The sequence below is a fragment of the Tunturiibacter gelidiferens genome (genome assembly GCF_051013345.1).
Lineage (GTDB): Bacteria > Acidobacteriota > Terriglobia > Terriglobales > Acidobacteriaceae > Edaphobacter > Edaphobacter gelidiferens_A.
This window is the reverse complement of sequence record NZ_CP132939.1, coordinates 4,556,664-4,573,051: the sequence shown is the minus strand read 5'-3', so window position 1 is coordinate 4,573,051 and position 16,388 is coordinate 4,556,664. Positions and strand designations below refer to the sequence as shown.

The window sequence follows — 16,388 nt, the reverse complement described above, 5'->3', positions numbered from 1 at the left end:
TCACTCCGTAATGAGTTTGCGAGCGACTTCGTTTTCGCTCTGGCTTACCTCGTCTACCGAGCCGAAGGCGACAAGATTTCCTTTATCAAGCACGCCGACCCGGTCAGCTATCCTGCGGGCCCCGTGCACATCATGTGTCACGATGATCAGAGCTGTCCCGCGTTCGGTCTTGTACCGCATGAGAAGCTCGTCGATCTCAGAGGCGGTGATACGATCCAGCCCGCTGCTCGGCTCATCAGCTAGTAGAATCTTCGGTTCAAGCACCAACGCTCTGGCGAGGCCGGCCCTCTTCTTCATACCTCCCGAGAGTGCGGATGGATATTTCGCATCATCTGCACCCAGGCCGACATCGGTAAGAACACGGTGGACCACGTCGTCAATCTCGTCCTTGGATTTACTGGTAAGTCTGCTGAGTGGTAATGCAAGGTTTTCGTAGAGGGTTAGGGAGTCAAAGAGAGCTGCATCCTGAAAGAGGTATCCCATCTTTTTGCGAACGAGAGACAGTCGTTTCTCGCCCATACCGACAACGTTGTCCTGATCAACCCAGACCTCTCCCGAGTCGGGGCGCATGAGGGCCATGATCAGTTTGAGGGTAACGCTCTTACCAGTACCGCTGCGACCGAGCAGACACAGGGCCTGACCTTGATCGATATGAAAAGACACGTCATTCAGTACGTGTTTTGTACTGAACGACTTCATCACACGCTTAAACTCCACCGCGATGGTCTGGGGCCCGCTCATATGGCTGTTTCCGGGAAGAGGAAGAAGATGCACTTGATTAGCAATACGTCAGCAACAATGATCAGTAGAGAAGACAGAACAACACTGTTGGTAGCAGCTTCGCCGACGCCCTGCGCGCCCTTGTCCGTCGTATAGCCAAAATAGGAGGAGACGGAGCCGATAATGAAACCGAATACGGCGGTTTTCAGAGTAGGCGCGATGAAGTTCGCCCACTGAAGATAGTCAAAGGCGCGATTGATGTAGAGTGTCGGCGCTATGTGAGAGGAGAGCTCTTCTGAGAGGAAGCCTCCCAGCAGGCCTGCGAAATCCATGAAAAGTGTCAGGAAGGGAAGAGCGATCACACAGGCCAGAACTCGAGGCACGACCAGGTATTTGAAAGAGTCAATCGATAGCGACTCGATAGCGTCAATCTGCTCAGAGGCCCTCATGTTTGCAAGGACCGCACCGATTCCTGAGCCGACTCTACCAGCAAGCAGCAGTCCCGCTACCAATGGCCCAATTTCGACGAAGAAGGATACTGCCTGCACGGCCGGTATCATCGCCGTGGCGCCAAACAGCACCAGGGTGCTTCTTGTGTGGAGAGTCATGACGGCTCCCAGGGCGAAGCCGGACACGACGATGAGAACGAGTGATTTGTTTCCCACTTCGGCGAGCTGACGGAAAAATTGGGCAAATTCGAACGGAGGTCTGAGAGAATCAACGACGACCCGCAGGCTAAATAACCCCACCTTTCCGACGAACTCAAATAATTTACTGAGCCAGCGCACGTGCCCTCTCCAGTCCCGTCTTCTCGCTCACGAGTCGGCCGTTCGCCAAGATTCGAGTAGTCGGGTAGATGGCGGGAACAAGAAACACCAAAGACCCGAATACCCAGATGAAGGCACCTGCAGCGATCTGGTCCTCTAAGGCGTCGATGCCAAAGGGCCGTTCGACAACTCCATTGCTCGGATAAAGCAACCACCCTGAAAAACACGGGAATGCTGACAAACCGGTGTTTACAAAATCCCATGTCAACAGGTATGGAATGATCATCCAGGAATTCAATTGACGTCGTGTCGGCCAGGGCTGCACGATGGGCCACCAAAAGATGAGGCTCGTCGCGAAGAAGCAGAAATGTTCGAAGTTGTGCCAACTTTCCGGTTGCGAAGGTTCATAAAAAACTTTACCGGCTTGGACCGACTGAAGCTGGGCGACGGACCGAATTCGGTCTATCTGCTCCGGATTCAAATTGGGATCATCTCGCATCGTACCCGCTCCTTTACCTTGTGCGCGAGGAGAAACAAAAATTTCGACCGCAGAGCGCAGGGTCTGTGAAGTGTAGAGACATGCATGCGAATGCAACTTTTCATTGGTGCTTATCTGCGAGTTGCATCGCCTGCCAACAGTACGATACCCAAAGGGCTCCAAACCACGCCATTACATCTTTATGTGGATTGTCGGCGTGCTCAAAGTAGAACTCCGTCCGTTACCATAAACATGTACTGCCCTTTTGTTCCAATCAGTAATACGCTCAACAGAACGACAAAAACGGCTAATCCATTTGCAAACCTTCCTGTGGATTAGCCCGACGCGTGGCGAAAATGATGGATACGACTGTTCTGGCTGCCTTCCTTGAGTACTCTCCGAATCCCACTTGGTTGGCAGATTCCGACGGCCGGTGTATCTACGCAAATCAAGAGTTGAGAGAAATCACAGCCCTGGGCGCGGCTCGGCTTGGGGACTGGAATTGGCTGGAACTTGTAGCGGAAGAAGACAGACAGATGTCTTCCACTCTATGGCAGGAAGCGCGGATTCATCATCAGTGCTATCGCGCTCGTTTCTTTCTCGGTGCCAAGGATCCTGGAAGAGGAAGTGTGGTAGATGCTGTCGGAACGGGGCATATTGCCCCAGACGGCTCTGAAGCGTGGCTCTTTACCGCTGTCGCCTCAACACCGTCGGGCAAAGCGCTTCCGCCTGCCGAGGCGAATCTTCAGGTGACCCTTAACGCTCTTCCGGCTCAGGCGTGGTATGCCCGAGCGTCGGGGGCTCTGGCGTTCGTCAATAGGGCTAAGGCGGATTACCTAGGCCTTTCACCAGATCACCCGCTTCGGTTTGCTACAGATTTCGAAGCTCCATGGGACGCCCATTTGGTCTTCCTGCATCCCGAGGACCGGCCCACCTCGAGCAGGAAGTGGGCAGAGCAAATTCAAACGGGGCGCACGAGAGATGACGAGTTCCGCGTATTGGGAGCCGATGGAAAATATCGTTGGTTTCTCTCGCGAGCAGAGCCTCTCGGGTATTCAGATGGTCAAGCTAGGTATTGGGTTGGCGTGAACATCGATATCGATGACAAGAAACGAGCCAGCGAGGCTCTCGACGCAGCGCGGGAGCGAATTGGCCGTGCTACACAGTCCGCAGCGATTGCCGAACTCTCTGCGTCCCTCTCAGACAGGATTGTGCAGCCATTAGCGGCTGTCGTAGCCAACGCCCGAGCAGCGCTCAACTGGCTTTCCTCTGACAACCTCAACATCTCACGGGCAAATGCGGCACTCGAAGGAGTGGTTCGAGATGGAATGTCTGCTGGCAATATCGTTCACGAGATGCGCCAACTCTTCGGTCGTCGTCGTCCCAATCCACGGGCAATAGACCTGAATACCCTGATTGAGCAGGTGATAAGCCTTCAGGCCCGAGACGTTCGTGACATGGGAGTCGCAATCGATTGCGAACTGAATCCGCACCTGCCGCTCGCATTCGCTGATAAAGCCCAGATTCAACAAGTGCTTTTTAATTTGATGGTGGATGCATCCGAGGCCATCTTTCGATCTGAGGAACTGAAGAAGCTAACGCTGAGAACCGACTTCACCGACGATCACGTTAGCCTCGAAGTCGAGAACAGCGGTGGTTGTGTCATCAGTGTGGAGCACATGCTTGAAGCGATCGTCGCAGACGAATCAGGGGGACCGGTCGTGCCCCTGGCAATCAGTCGTTCCATCATCGCGGCGCAAGGGGCACGCTCGAAGCTATTCGACGAGAAGGAGGAGTGACATGTATTCGCATCGAGCTACCTCGCTTCAACTCAGCGTAAGCCGCAGTCCCATGACCGGTCAGATTTTCGTAGTCAGGCTACTGCAGCATTATGTAATACCTAGACCAATACATAAATTTGTAACGGCATTCTGAACGCTACCATGCCTATGATGGCCAGATCGTTTGAGCTCGGGAGCAGACACACAATCTCGAGTAACTAGAGCTTCCCGGTACGCTGATCTCGGGCCGCTTCCTGCATCCGGTCTAGAATACGCGGAAATAGGAGGAGTCCATGATTTGGTTTGATGTTGCGGTGATCCGCTCGGGCTCTGGTCTCTAAGCTTCGACTCCGAGCGTTGCTCCAGGCAACGGGAAGGACATCTTTGCCCTTGACAACATCTTCGCCCTTATTGACGAATACATTTGCGCAGACTTTCTTCATCCACCAACTTTTCCCTTGCAGTCAGACGGCGGACCATACATTTGGCAATTACATATTCATGTAATGCATGATTTGAAAGGGCCTCGAGACTTCGCAATGTCTTCCCGATATAATCGCTCACTAGGGTGCGCTTCGGTATACGAGAAACGGTGCGCCGCGCTTTTCCGAGGCTTGTAGACAGTGACGCGCCCAGCTATCCGTAGCTCACTCCGGGAGGGGATAATGCCCTCAAACGAAATGGTTTACATCGTCGACGATGATGCCAGTGTTGCAGACGCTCTCTCGTCGCTCCTGCGCGTCAACGGCAAGCAAGTTAAAATGTTCACTTCCGGACAAGAATTCCTCGACTACCCGCGTCGGGATTCATGTGCGTGTCTGATTCTCGATTTGAGAATGCCGGGATTGAATGGACTGCAAGTGCAAGAGTCGATAGCCGCCCAAACGACAATCCCAGTCATTTTCATTACTGGCCGCGGCGATGTTCCATCCACTGTCACAGCGATGAAAGGCGGGGCGGTGGACTTCCTCACCAAGCCCATTGACGAATCTGCGCTCCTTGCCTCTATAGATAGGGCACTCGAGCAGAATCGGAAGCTTCAATTGGCGGCATTTGAAAAAGAGAGACTGCTCGCCCGCTACCGATCATTGACTCCAAGGGAACAACAGGTGTTACCGCTATTGGCAAGTGGTCTTTTGAACAAGCAGGCGGCCTGGGAATTAGGAATCACGGAGTATACCGTGCAGATACACCGGGGGCATATCATGCGGAAAATGGAAGCCGATTCTTTCGCAACTCTGGTTAAGCTCAGCAGCAAACTAAATCTTGAGTCTTCCGAAGCATCCTAGGTTGCACGGAATGATTTCTAAGGATCGTACCAGAGGAGCGGAGGTTTCAATGGGCATGCAGGCCCGTACGATCGCAGTCATTGATGATGATCTCCGAGTTCTCGAGTCGTTGATCAACTTACTGGCCTCCTGCGGTTACAAAGCTGAAGGCTATTCTTCGGCGGAGGAGTTTCTCGACTCAGGCGGTCTGCAAAAGAGCTCTTGCGTCATCACTGATGTGGAGATGCGGCAGATGAGTGGCCTTGGCTTGCTTCACCACATTAACAATACCGCTAGAGCATTGCCAGTTGTTATCATCACCGGAAAGCCTTCCGAGAAGTCGGAATCGTTCTACCTTGAAAAGGGAGCAGTCGGCTTCTTCCGTAAACCGGTTGACGGCGATGCTCTGGTGGACCTTCTAAAGGGGTTTGTAAAGGATGAACCTCGGGTTTATCCGCGACGCCAAGTCGCTCGTTCGTAGACCTCGCGAAGCTCCGCCCTGCACTTTAGCGCGAAATCGTTCAGGGGATCTGCATGCTGCTCCAGAGCCACTGATTTGATTTGGTCGAGGCTCATGTTCTTCTCACCGTATCTCTCCACGAGTTTCGTCACAAACGCTTCCGCTGCCTCGAGGACGCTGACAGATGCGAATAGTCTGATCCGATTCACCAGGGCATACATCACAACAATTTCGTCAATGTTTTCCAGATTTTGCGAAAGCGCCTTTGCGTAGCAAGTCGTTCCCTGACGTATGAACTCGGAGTACAGTTCTTCACGCTGAGCTATTTCTCGATTGGTCAGCTCTCGCTGCGTCAGGCTTCGCTGGAGAACGAAATTGCTAAAGACCGGAGTCGTAGCTCCGATCACTGAACCGCCGAGTGCAGCCAAAACACTGGTTAGAGTGCTATCCATATAGTTCATCCCTCCTTTCGTGTAGGAACCATCTTGCGTATGAAATTCTTTCTATTGCGGCATCTGGCCGATCGCCCTCTTCAAGTCTGCCTCCGCCAATGAGAGGCCACAACTTGCTTCCAGCAGGGATGCGGTTGCGCTCGCCAAGTTAGCGTGACTCTGACTGCGGGCGGAGTCGAGCGCAGCAGACTGCTCGAACTGTCGATCGGCGAGCCTGGCCGCTTCAGCTCGGACCTTCGAAACCTGCTCGGCAACATCAACCATCTGCCTGAGCTCGTCGACTCTGTCGAAAATGCCTTGCACTTGAACTTCAATCTCAGACCGGAGCTTGTTCACAGCCACTTCTGCAGAGTACACTTCGCTCCGGGCCCCCGAATTTTCGCTTCTCGCCGGCCGCCGTCAAAGAGATCGTAGCTGAACGCAAACCCGAATGTTCCGAAATTGTGAACGAGAAACGGCACACCACTCTGATAACTGTAACGGGAGAGCGCCGTCACATCGGGGATGTAGGCGTCCTTGGCTGCGGCCAGGCCTGCTTGGGCCTTAACAAGAGTTTGTCGAGCCGCTTTGAGGTCTTGGTTTTGATCGAGAGCGATCCGGACTGCGTCAAGTCGCGACGGAATGTCAATCGCAACAGCAGCCGCTCCGGGATCGAGATCAATTGCTGTCTCAACAGGAAGTCCAAGAATATCCGCGAGCTGACGCCGCAGATCGTTTCCTTGCAGACGTAAGGTCAAACTGTCCTGGCGCGCCTGCAGGATGGCTGCTTTACTTTCAAGAGCAGATATTTCAAGCGCATTGCCCCTTGCTACGTCGTTCCGGCTCTCTTCATCCTTGATCTGGGCTGCGGCCAACTGATCCTGGGATGCCTTCAGCTTTTGTTGGTTGATCAATATGTTGTAGTAGAGCTCGCGGACTTGCAGCGCAATAGCATTCTGGGTTTGGTCAAGCTGTGTTTTCGCAACGAGAACATCCTCCTTTGCCGCAACATTCGCCTGGTGGATGCGGAACAGCTGAGTGACAGGCTGCTCTAAGCCTACTCCCCTGTATACCAGGTAGCAGAGCCTTGATCGATGGAGAGCGGCTTCGATGGTACAGGCCCGGTTGATGGATAGCTCCCAAATGCGCCTGCTGGTATTGCGACGCCTTCTAATTCGGTCACGTGGAGAACACTGCCACTCGTCTTGATTTGAGGCAAGAAGTTGGATCTTGCTTCATCTTTCTTGCTTTGCATCTGCTCGACGGAAAGACTACGGAGGTGAACAGAATGATTTTGCTTCAGGGCAAGATTGATCGCCTGATCGAGCGTCAATTGCATCGGATTCGCAGAGGATTGTTGTGCCGCTGAAGTCGCAACGATTGTCGACCCCAGGAAGGCCAAGGGCAAGCAAAGCCTAATTGCTGCTCGAAGTTCTCGCCGCGCTGCGGAGGCTGATGTGATCATCGGTCTAAGGCTAGCAATGACAAACAGAGCGATTGCCGCTTCGAGGGAATGGCAGAAAGGAATCAAAAAGCTTGCGACGGTGAAGATCCATGCGCAGGGCAAAAGTAGTCGCCTGGGGCCTCCCAGGTATACGGAAAAGGTCCGGATAAACATCGTGGAGGCATTGAACGCGGTGTTGATCCAAGATCCCTCATCGACTCCGAGATGCAACGCACCTCGGATATCTACCAGACCCACGCACATCAAGCGGCCCGTGCATGTTGCAATGAGTGCGCCAAGGAGCGCGCCAGCAACCCCCAACAGTGGATATGTTGTCACTACCGGGCGAGTATCCTGCGTGTTGGCATCAGGACCTGTCATTGATCACCGTCCGAGCGTCCTCCAGCCTTGCCGGTATGAACGGTGACGACTGCCGAGAATCCCGGCCGCAGCCGATCGAGATAGGGCTGTCCCGAAAAAAGACAATCTTGACGGGCACTCGTTGAACGACCTTGGTGAAGTTGCCAGTAGCATTGTCAGGCGGCAAAAGGGCGAACTGAGAACCGCTCGCGGGAGAGAGTTGCTCGACCTTCCCGTGAAACACCCGGTTTGGGAAGGTATCGATCCGAACATCTGCTGTGTCGCCGACTCGCATATTGGTTAGTTGAGTCTCTTTGAAGTTCGCCTGCACCCAGACTTCGTCCTGAACTAGATCGATCACTTGCGTTCCAGGAGTGACCAATTGGCCGGGGAGGGTATGGCGCTCCCCGACCGTCCCATCGGTCGGTGCCGCGATTCGCGTATAGGCCAGGTTCACCTGGGCGACGACAATAGAAGCCTTCTTCGCCTCTATATCAGCTTTGTAAACATCATCTTTTGTGTTCAATGCCTCCCGTTGGCGCTTCGCAGCCTCGAGTTGACTCTGGCTAGTGGCCAGGGCACCCTCGGTGCGCGCGAGATCCGCTTTCCGCGCGTCTACCACCCCGCTGAGCTGGCTCTGCTGAGCGGTGGCCACTTCCAATTGCTGGTGAGTTGCCGCCTTCGAGTCGAATAGGGCCTGCTGACGATGCAACTCAGTCAAAGCGCGCTCAAGTTCGGGTGAGGTCGAAGCTACGCCTGCTTTGGCGGCGTTGATAGTGGCCTCTGCCTGGAGGATCCCCGCCTTCGCCGCGTCGATTTGAGCATCTTGTATTCTCTTCGCCGCCTGATTGTCCGCAAGCGAGGCTTCAGATGAGGCCACGGCGGCCCGAGCCTGATTCAACGCCGCTCGATAGTCGTCATTGTCAAGCTCTATAAGGGTCTGCCCCGCCTTGACGCTCTGGTAGTCATTGACGTTCACCTTGCGAACTGTTCCGGAGATTCGAGTGCTTAGAGGCGTCATGTCCGCTCTCAAATAGGCGTCATCCGTCACTTGGTCGGGTCGGTTTCCTTGCCACCCAGTCAGATGTCCGGCAATGCCGAAGAGAAGGCCCGCAGCAGCGAGCAAGAGAATCAGCGGTATGATCAACGGTTTTATACTCATGCCGCAAAATCCTCCTAGGTTAAACCCATTTCGACTGAAACATCTCGCTGATTCTGACCAGCGTGCTCAATGCACGCCGAGCACGCTGCAGGGAGCTTCCTGCGCGAGATCATAAACCGAATTCCACAGTCGAGATAAATAGAAGTCGTGCTGGTGAAGCCCAATTACAAGCAGATCTGCACGTTGCTCTTTAAGAAAGTGAAGCATCGCCTGTATCTCTCGGCCTTCGATGACCGAGCCGGTTGCCAGAACTCCATGCTCCTTCGCCAATATTGACGCCTTCTCATGCAGTTCACCATGAGCCCGACGCTGGTCCTCCCTAATCACGTTGGGAATTTCTGGATCGACGACGATGGCAAAGGAGGTGTAGGCGGGAAGATCGCTCAGAATGGACACTGTGGCGAACTCCGCCTTGCAGGCACGCGCGAGTTCAATTCCCGCCCGAAGGGCACGCTGTGACTCAGGTAAATCATTCAAAGCTACGACGATCTTGGAGAACATAAAGCGGCTCGAGTGAACTGACTCTGGCTCTATCGTATGAGTTCAACTCGGCCAGTCGCTATTACATGTTTCTGGTAGCGATCGTGTGACCCGCTTGTGTTTGCATCATGGCGCATGATGGAACGATGATGTATGCGAACAAGGTCGCCTAGATGGCGCTCGGTAAACCCGTAGAAGACATCCGTGGAAATTAGTGGATGCAGCACATCCATCCGGAATAATAAACCAAGGTTATAAGAGCTGGATGTGTTGTGTGGCAACCGCCCAGACCAAGCGCTTCCACGCTTCCAGCATCTTCCAGAGATCGTTCGTACACCATGCCACCAGGTGGATGAACCTTGGTGAGCTGCCCGGAGTCTTGTCGAAGGGCCTGAGCGTTCGCAGCTACACAGTTTTGGTAAGGGGCAGCGCGTTCTGGTCATCGAGGGAGCGCCAACGCAGACCGAACAACTCGATTCATTGCATCTTTCTAAGGTCGTTGAAGGTGATCTTGCCTGGCCTTAGAAGCAGCATGATGAGGAGATAAACAATCACTACCCACACGATGAGGACGAATCCATCTGACGTCGCCAGTGTGTACGCCTGCGCCCGCACTTGCAGGCCAAGAATAGTGGCAGCGCGTTGCTGTGCCTCTTGCCCATCACTGGACCGCAGCAGTACTCCGCCCGCTAGCACCCGCACTCGGTGATCGGTAAGCCAGCTGCCGCTTTGTACATACAGCCCCAGCATGTTGGAGTGAAACTGCTCCCGCACGGCGATGAAGCGAGTCATCGCAACTACCCCGATCTGGCCGCCGAAGATTCGCATCAGGTGCATGAATCCGGAGAATGTGGCGACGTTAGAGGCGCTTGTCAGGGCGCCCGATTCGAGCGCTTCCAAGACAATGCTGCTCACCAAACCGATGTATGCACCTGCCAATCCGAGAGACAGCAGAAGCTCCACTATTTCGAAGCTATTCCCTGACCACGAAGTATCCACGTGTGCCCAACGCAAACAGCATATCGCTCCCACGGTAAGTCCAAGCGCCAGGACCAGCCGCGAGTTCGTGTAGATGATGATTGTGGCCACCAGCCACACCATCGCGAACATCGGCAGGGCCACCCAGGCAAGCGTGTGTCCGGTCTCCAGCGCCCGGTAATGTTGGATGTTGCCGAGGAAGCCTGGTACGAGCACAATCGTGGACAGGTGCATGAACTTGAACACGAAGATGGATGTGGCGAGGATGATGATGTTCCGAGTGTTTAGAAACTTGAGGTTCACGATTGGATTGGGCTGGACGATGCGTCTCACGATGGTCGCCCCAAGCAGAAAGAGTCCCGCGACGAGCATCCCGACGATAGTACCGGAGTTCAGCCAGTCCAGCCGCTGTCCTTGATCCAGAGCCCCGTATAAAAGAGCAAGGCTCAAACTGAAGTAAGTGAACCCGCGCCAACTCGGCCTGGGTTCTGCGTTGGTCCGGCGCGGAATTCCGAAATGGATACAGACCATCATCAGTGGGGTGAATAGTGCGGCATTCCAGAAGATCCAACGCCAGGAAAGATGGTCGATGTACCATCCCTCCAGCAAATTCGCGATGTTACTGACGAAGACGATGTCCGCCGCATACGCGGCGATCCCGAAGATGATCAGCCGCTTCGGAAGGTTGGTCAACACGAAGGTCATCGTGAGAGAGTAGAAGGTGCCTGACGCGAGACCTGCGACGATCACCAGCGCTAACATCACCTGGTAGTTCAGCGCAAACGGCAGCAGGAAAGATGCGGCCGCGAAGATCGCGGCAGCCGGCAGCAGAATTCTGCGCGGACCCCAAAAGGCGTTCAGAAAAACGATAAATACGCCACTGAACATCGTCGCCATGTTGAACGCGGTTGGAAGCCAGGATGCGTCATCGAAACTAACGCCGAGGGCGCCTCGCAGATCGGGGAGGCCGACGCTAAGTAATCGACTGCTCAGCGTAGCAAGCCCCGCGCCCAAGAAGACCGCCAAAATTCCCACGTATGGGTTGGTGGTGAATTGGGGCTGAACGGATTTTGAGGGGGAAGATTGACCTGTGGTCTCTGAGGTCGTCATTTAGGAAGTTCCGTCACGGATCAACTCCATTTTACAGACATTTACGATCCTTATATCCAGAATGCCATCGTTCCGTCCCTTAGATTGATCATCCGGCTGGGTCATCTGTCTTTGCTTGTCGTGATGCTAAATACACCGCGCAACGGCGCCAATTATATAAAGCTGGTATCGCACTCACCGCATGATGTCTATACGGCGCTTGGCGGACGCTTACGGTTCGTCTACTAGAAAATGTAATTCATCAAGGTCTGACAGTTGCTAATCACGCTGTTCATCTGCTGGAATATTTCATTCCGGCTGCGTGCAACTCGACATATTTGGCGACGCACGCCGCGCGATGCGGTGGTAGTTGACTGTCGCGCGAACTGCAAAGGAGCTCACCGTGCCATATTGCATCGTAAATCCAGCTACTGGAGAAGCCCTTACAGGGGTAGCTTGATAAATCTCAATTCGCTTGAGAAGCGTTGACAACTCTTTAGCATCGATTCGGGCGTAGTTGGTTTTGGGTACAGCTTGAAGTACGACGCTCGTCTTAAATTGTTTGGCAAGGGTTGTACTCTGCGTACCCGTGAGCGATTTCCATAGCCGAATATCTGACCAACGGTCTCAAGGGCACGTTTTGCAATATCCCTTGCACCCCGCGTTTGAATAGCCTTGACCATTTCCACTACTTCGGGTGCTTTAATTTCGGCTATGGGACGTGTTCCCAAGCGTGGCAGGATATCCGCGTTCATTCGTCGCGTTACCTGTAGAACGTGACGAGAGTTTTTCCCGACTGACCAGTGTTTCCACCACAGAGCGGCAACGTTAGCGAAAGAGTTCTCGCTGGCGGTGCGTTCAAACGTCTTGTCAGCCTTTCGCTGCGCCATAGGGTCAATCTTTGAGGCCAGCAGCTTCCGTGCTTCCTTATGACGATCTCTTGCTTGGGCCAACGACACGTCGGGGTATTTCCCGAAGGACATGAGCTTTTCTTTGCTCTCAAATCGGTATCCCCAACGCCAAAGCTTTCCACCTGACGGAGTGACCCAAAGGTACAGGCCCTCTCCGTCGCTTATGCTGTAGGCCTTCTCCGTTGCCTTTGCTTTCTGATCGCCGTATCTGACAGTGCCATAAGCCTCCAGATCCCGCTTTCTGAAAATCCCCCGCTGCGGAATCAGAATACCCCCTCTGGAAACGTGGCTTCAGACGGACGCCTTGAAACGTCTCTGGACAACAAATTGGCTAAACTCAGCATTTACTTGGGTTTTAGCGACTTCGTTGGATTTACTTGGATGTCTTTGGATCTTTTATGGCGGAGAGACAGGGATTCGAAAGATCCACCATCGATAAAAGCAACAGATTCAATCACATAATCGCAAATATCCAATAACGACGCGGGCATGAGCGATGTTGAATTTTATCGAACGATGCGGTTTCATATCGTTCGATGTGAGTAAAACATACTACAACTGGTAGCAAACTGGTAACAAACTGGTACAACGGGGAAGGGAAATCTCGACCGTCTCGCAGAGCGGCGATTTGAATCCCTCTTTCGCATCCCTTATCCGATCCCTATCACTTGCTCGTCTTCAATCTGTTGCTCAAGACTGGGCTGAGGGAGCAGGAAGCCATGTATCTCGAATGGCCGGATATTTCATTCACCACGAAGACGCTCACGATCCATTCAAAACCTGCCCTTGGGTTTCGTATCAAAGGCAAAGAGGAACGGTCTATGCCTGTCCCTGATGATCTTCTGAAGAGGCTCAAGAAGTACAAAAGGGACAATCCAGAGAAGAGCTTGTCATTGGAAACGCGAAGAACAGACCCGAAATTCATCTGCTGCGGTTGCTGAAAAAACTTGTGAAGGATGCGGGGTGGAATTGTGGCCACTGCGAGATATGCAAGGGCAGGGAAGAGTGTGAACGTTGGTTCCTGCACAAGTTCCGTGCCACCTATTGCACCCAACTGCTCCAATTTCCATCCTCACCTTCACCGCCTGTGCATCCCCATTCACACGAACAAATGACAATTCAATGACGCCAAAGCGACAACCATAGCCTGCAAGCCTGTTAAATTTCATGTTGCCCCTGAAGGACTCCTCGAATGATTGCGTACCCTTGGTTGAAACCTCGGTCCATCCTGTACTTCATTCTCATTTTTCTTCTGAGCGCGTCACCCCAGATTCCAGCCATCGCCCAAAGTCAACCGCCTCTCTTCCCCATCGCCAACTCTCTCCCCATCGGCACCGTATCGACTCCCGCAATCGGCGACTTCAACGGCGATGGACAACCCGACCTCATCTACTCCCCGCCACCCACACCCACACCAAGCCAGCAATTCGCCACGTTGACCGTTCTCCTCAACCAGGGCGCCAACACAAACCCCAAGCCAGTCGTCACCGGCTCCCTCAACTGCACCTCGGTCACCTCACTCATGGTGGCGGACATGAATAAGGATCAAAAACAGGACGTCGTGCTCACCTGTGCCGAGGGTTTCGTCGCCGTTCTCTTTGGCAACGGCGATGGCACCTTCCAGAAACCCGTCTACTACGCTGTCCCCGCCACATCCGTTCTCATTCCCTTACCCGATCTCAACGCCGATGGCTTCCCTGACGTAGTCATCTCCAACCCATCCTCCGTCATCGTTCTTCTCAACCAGGGCAACAACTCCCCCGGCACGCTCACATCTCCCACAAGTTACTCCGTCCCTTCAATACAGTTCCGCCTCATCGGCTCCGGAGACTTTAACGGCGACGGCAAACCCGACCTGCTCGGCACGGCAAACGCAGACAGTGGCAACCTCGGCTTCCAGTTCGTCACCTACACCGGTAACGGGGACGGCACCCTTCAGCCTCCCCAACCTCAACAAACCATCTCCGCTGGCGCAGCCGTCATCGCTGATGTCAATCGCGACGGCATCTCCGACATCGTCTACATCGCCAAGCCACCCTTTGCCGGCGAACCTCAAACCATCCAGGTCCTCCTCGGCAACTCCAGCGGAAAGCTTACTCCCGGCTCCAGCCTGTCCCTTGATCCCTCGATAAACTACACCTCCCTCGCCCCCGCAAGGGCCTCCGACAATGGCAGCAACATCGATCTAGCCCTGGGCGGCCCCGCCACCACCATTCTGCTCGACGATGGCAACGGAGGATTCGGTTTCGGCCAGACCTACGCCATCGCCGGAAGTCCTCTCCAGGAAACCAGCAGCAACGGCAACACTAACCTCGTCTTCTTTACACCGAGCGGCGTAACGCTACTCCCCGGCAACGGCGACGGTACGTTTCAGGGCCTGCCCAATCTCCCCGCCGGCCCCACCGGCTTCGTCACCGCCGACTTCAACCGAGACGGCCTCACAGACATCGCCTTCATCGGCGACAACGGCAACCTCACCACAGCGGTAGGCCGCGGCGACGGAACACTCGCCGTTACCAGTCAGATCTCCGCCACTGCCGGTGAATTTCTGTTAGCCGCAGACTTCAATGGCGACGGCCGCCCCGATGTCGTCGCCATTCTTCCCGGCGTCTCAATGCAGGAAATCGTTCCTGACTCCCAGCTCTTCTTCTACAAAGGGAACGGTGACGGCAGCTTCCAGCCCGCCTCCGCCGCTGTCGACCTCCACATTACCGGAGCCGTCCACGCCGCAACCGGAGACTTCAACGGCGACGGCCATCTCGACATCGTCGTCTCCGCATCGGCAACCAGCCAAATCAAGGCGAATCCAACCAGGCCATCATCGCCTTTCCCGGCAACGGTGACGGCACCTTTGGAACACCCGTTCTCCTCGCAACGCAATCGTCCTTCAACCCCGCGAGTTCGCTTCTCGCCGCCGACCTCAACAACGACAAACGAAGCCAGGCGGAGGTATAAACTTCATCGACTCCAGCACGAAATCGAGCTGCACTTGTCGCTGGTCGGCTAAAGGATACGTGAGATCGCTATAGAGAATAGTGCCAGCCATGCTCGTACCATGGCCGAAGGGGTCATGATCATCAACACCCCACGCCGGATCGACTGATAAACAGTCGTTTTCGCTGATTCCGAGACTTAGCAGAGGATGTGCACGCGCAACGCCATTGTCGAGCAGGCAGACGGCAGGAGCTTCAGCCTTCGGGGGAAAACTCTCGCTACAAGGTCCTCGACCCAAAGCGGCTGCTCCCGCTTGGCTGTGCGTGTGAAGAAGGCCGGAGAGTCAGAGGCATAGCGAACTTGCTCTACAGAACCGCTAAGAGCTAATAACCTTTGGAAATTTGATGTGTTTGCATATACGGGCAGCAACGTCACCTCAGGAAAGATCAGATGGCGATCGCTGACTCTGATTTCCAATCGTTGTGCAGCAGCATGAAAGCGCTTTTCGCCTCCCCTCCAAACCCAACACTCCCACCAGACCAATTCGTCAAAATCAACGGGGAGCGCTCTGAGATCAGTCCAAAGAGTTTGTAGCGTAGCCTCCGATATCGTTTGAATGTTAGCGACCTTCGCCTCATTCGCTGGCCGACGCTCACCCTCAACGGCTCTGCCATAGGCGGTCAGCTTTTCCTCAAGAAAGGCGCTCGCTTGATTTGGTACCAAGAGGGCAGCGGATTGAACGCCCGCCTGGTTCTGCTTGAGAGCTCCAATGCGGATGCCCTTCTGTTCCCACTGAAAGTCGGAGATATCTGCGTTCTGCGCAGAATGCAATTCGAGATAAACCCCAGGCGCTTCGATATCGGCGGCATCTCTTGCGTCCGTTCGCATTGCTGCGATCTCTGACTTGGCGCGAGCGTAGGCGGCAGACAGCTGCCCGCTTAGTGCGTGACCATGGCTTACGTTGTTCCTGCGAAGGCCTTCTGCCGAGATGCTTCGGGGAGGGGGGCTGTAACGCCCTTCTCTGATGAAGGTTTCGATTCGAATGTGGTCGAGATTATGTGCCGGTACTTCTCTACGGTCGTTCGACATGCTCCATCCAAGGAAGTGGCTTTCTAAAGAAATGCT

The 16,388-nt window shown here is 54.3% G+C and carries 18 protein-coding genes and 1 pseudogene; 6 read left to right on the top strand and 13 right to left on the bottom strand.

Features of this window, described 5'->3' with window-relative positions; translation table 11 throughout:
* From RBB80_RS22850 to RBB80_RS22840, 3 genes are read right to left on the bottom strand one after another with little or no spacing between them, the layout of a single operon-like run.
* Positions 1-741 carry an ABC transporter ATP-binding protein gene (locus RBB80_RS22850; RefSeq protein ID WP_433964641.1) on the bottom strand — a complete coding sequence of 247 codons (741 nt, stop codon included), beginning with the start codon at positions 739-741 and terminating at the stop codon, positions 1-3.
* Positions 738-1,508, bottom strand: a complete 771-nt coding sequence (locus tag RBB80_RS22845; protein WP_433964640.1) for an MlaE family ABC transporter permease — start codon at positions 1,506-1,508, stop codon at positions 738-740. Before RBB80_RS22845 ends, RBB80_RS22850 begins: the two co-directional genes overlap by 4 nt.
* A complete protein-coding gene (locus tag RBB80_RS22840) occupies positions 1,492-2,082 on the bottom strand; it encodes a cytochrome c oxidase assembly protein (RefSeq protein WP_433964639.1) in 591 nt (196 codons plus the stop codon). Before RBB80_RS22840 ends, RBB80_RS22845 begins: the two co-directional genes overlap by 17 nt.
* Positions 2,083-2,321: 239 nt before the next feature.
* On the opposite strand from RBB80_RS22840, the pseudogene RBB80_RS22835 reads away from it, so the two are divergent.
* The 4 genes and pseudogenes from RBB80_RS22835 to RBB80_RS22820 all read left to right on the top strand — a co-directional run.
* Positions 2,322-2,522 (top strand): annotated as a pseudogene (locus RBB80_RS22835) (PAS domain S-box protein); the annotation flags it as partial.
* A 72-nt stretch (positions 2,523-2,594) separates the two neighbouring features.
* Positions 2,595-3,764 carry a PAS domain-containing protein gene (locus tag RBB80_RS22830; RefSeq protein ID WP_433969826.1) on the top strand — a complete coding sequence of 390 codons (1,170 nt, stop codon included), beginning with the start codon at positions 2,595-2,597 and terminating at the stop codon, positions 3,762-3,764.
* Positions 3,765-4,411: 647 nt separating this feature from the next.
* Positions 4,412-5,035 carry a response regulator transcription factor gene (locus RBB80_RS22825; RefSeq protein ID WP_433964638.1) on the top strand — a complete coding sequence of 208 codons (624 nt, stop codon included), beginning with the start codon at positions 4,412-4,414 and terminating at the stop codon, positions 5,033-5,035.
* A gap of 49 nt (positions 5,036-5,084) precedes the next feature.
* Complete coding sequence (locus RBB80_RS22820) at positions 5,085-5,495, top strand: response regulator (RefSeq protein WP_433964637.1); 411 nt, start codon at positions 5,085-5,087, stop codon at positions 5,493-5,495.
* Here the strand turns inward: RBB80_RS22820 and RBB80_RS22815 are convergent.
* The 8 genes from RBB80_RS22815 to RBB80_RS22780 form a co-directional block, all read right to left on the bottom strand.
* Entirely contained in the window at positions 5,465-5,935 is a 471-nt protein-coding gene (locus RBB80_RS22815; RefSeq protein ID WP_433964636.1) for a hypothetical protein, read from the bottom strand. The genes RBB80_RS22820 and RBB80_RS22815 overlap by 31 nt on opposite strands.
* Before the next feature lie 42 nt (positions 5,936-5,977).
* Positions 5,978-6,190, bottom strand: a complete 213-nt coding sequence (locus RBB80_RS22810; protein WP_433964635.1) for a hypothetical protein — start codon at positions 6,188-6,190, stop codon at positions 5,978-5,980.
* A 68-nt stretch (positions 6,191-6,258) separates the two neighbouring features.
* Complete coding sequence (locus RBB80_RS22805) at positions 6,259-6,930, bottom strand: TolC family protein (RefSeq protein WP_433969825.1); 672 nt, start codon at positions 6,928-6,930, stop codon at positions 6,259-6,261.
* Between the two features lie 32 nt (positions 6,931-6,962).
* Entirely contained in the window at positions 6,963-7,244 is a 282-nt protein-coding gene (locus tag RBB80_RS22800; RefSeq protein ID WP_433964634.1) for a hypothetical protein, read from the bottom strand.
* Positions 7,245-7,716: 472 nt separating this feature from the next.
* Positions 7,717-8,871 (bottom strand): HlyD family secretion protein, encoded by a 1,155-nt coding sequence (locus RBB80_RS22795; protein ID WP_433964633.1) that lies wholly within the window; start codon positions 8,869-8,871, stop codon positions 7,717-7,719.
* Between the two features lie 66 nt (positions 8,872-8,937).
* Positions 8,938-9,372 carry a universal stress protein gene (locus RBB80_RS22790; RefSeq protein WP_433964632.1) on the bottom strand — a complete coding sequence of 145 codons (435 nt, stop codon included), beginning with the start codon at positions 9,370-9,372 and terminating at the stop codon, positions 8,938-8,940.
* Positions 9,373-9,828: 456 nt separating this feature from the next.
* On the bottom strand, positions 9,829-11,439 hold the full coding sequence (locus tag RBB80_RS22785; RefSeq protein WP_433964631.1) for an MFS transporter: 1,611 nt from the start codon (positions 11,437-11,439) through the stop codon (positions 9,829-9,831).
* Between the two features lie 422 nt (positions 11,440-11,861).
* Positions 11,862-12,476, bottom strand: coding sequence for a tyrosine-type recombinase/integrase (locus RBB80_RS22780; protein WP_433969823.1), 615 nt, complete (start codon positions 12,474-12,476; stop codon positions 11,862-11,864).
* A gap of 572 nt (positions 12,477-13,048) precedes the next feature.
* Here RBB80_RS22780 and RBB80_RS22775 point away from each other — a divergent pair.
* Entirely contained in the window at positions 13,049-13,270 is a 222-nt protein-coding gene (locus RBB80_RS22775) for a hypothetical protein (protein WP_433969822.1), read from the top strand.
* A 251-nt stretch (positions 13,271-13,521) separates the two neighbouring features.
* Positions 13,522-15,336, top strand: a complete 1,815-nt coding sequence (locus RBB80_RS22770) for an FG-GAP repeat domain-containing protein (protein WP_433964630.1) — start codon at positions 13,522-13,524, stop codon at positions 15,334-15,336.
* On the opposite strand, the gene RBB80_RS22765 is transcribed toward RBB80_RS22770, so the two are convergent.
* Together RBB80_RS22765 and RBB80_RS22760 are read right to left on the bottom strand one after the other, a co-directional pair.
* Positions 15,250-15,561: a S8 family serine peptidase gene (locus RBB80_RS22765; protein WP_433964629.1), complete on the bottom strand. Its 312-nt coding sequence runs from the start codon at positions 15,559-15,561 to the stop codon at positions 15,250-15,252. The two genes, RBB80_RS22770 and RBB80_RS22765, sit on opposite strands and share 87 nt — an antisense overlap.
* On the bottom strand, positions 15,462-16,352 hold the full coding sequence (locus RBB80_RS22760; RefSeq protein ID WP_433970092.1) for a hypothetical protein: 891 nt from the start codon (positions 16,350-16,352) through the stop codon (positions 15,462-15,464). The genes RBB80_RS22765 and RBB80_RS22760 overlap by 100 nt, the downstream gene beginning before the upstream one ends.
* Positions 16,353-16,388 lie beyond the last annotated feature (36 nt).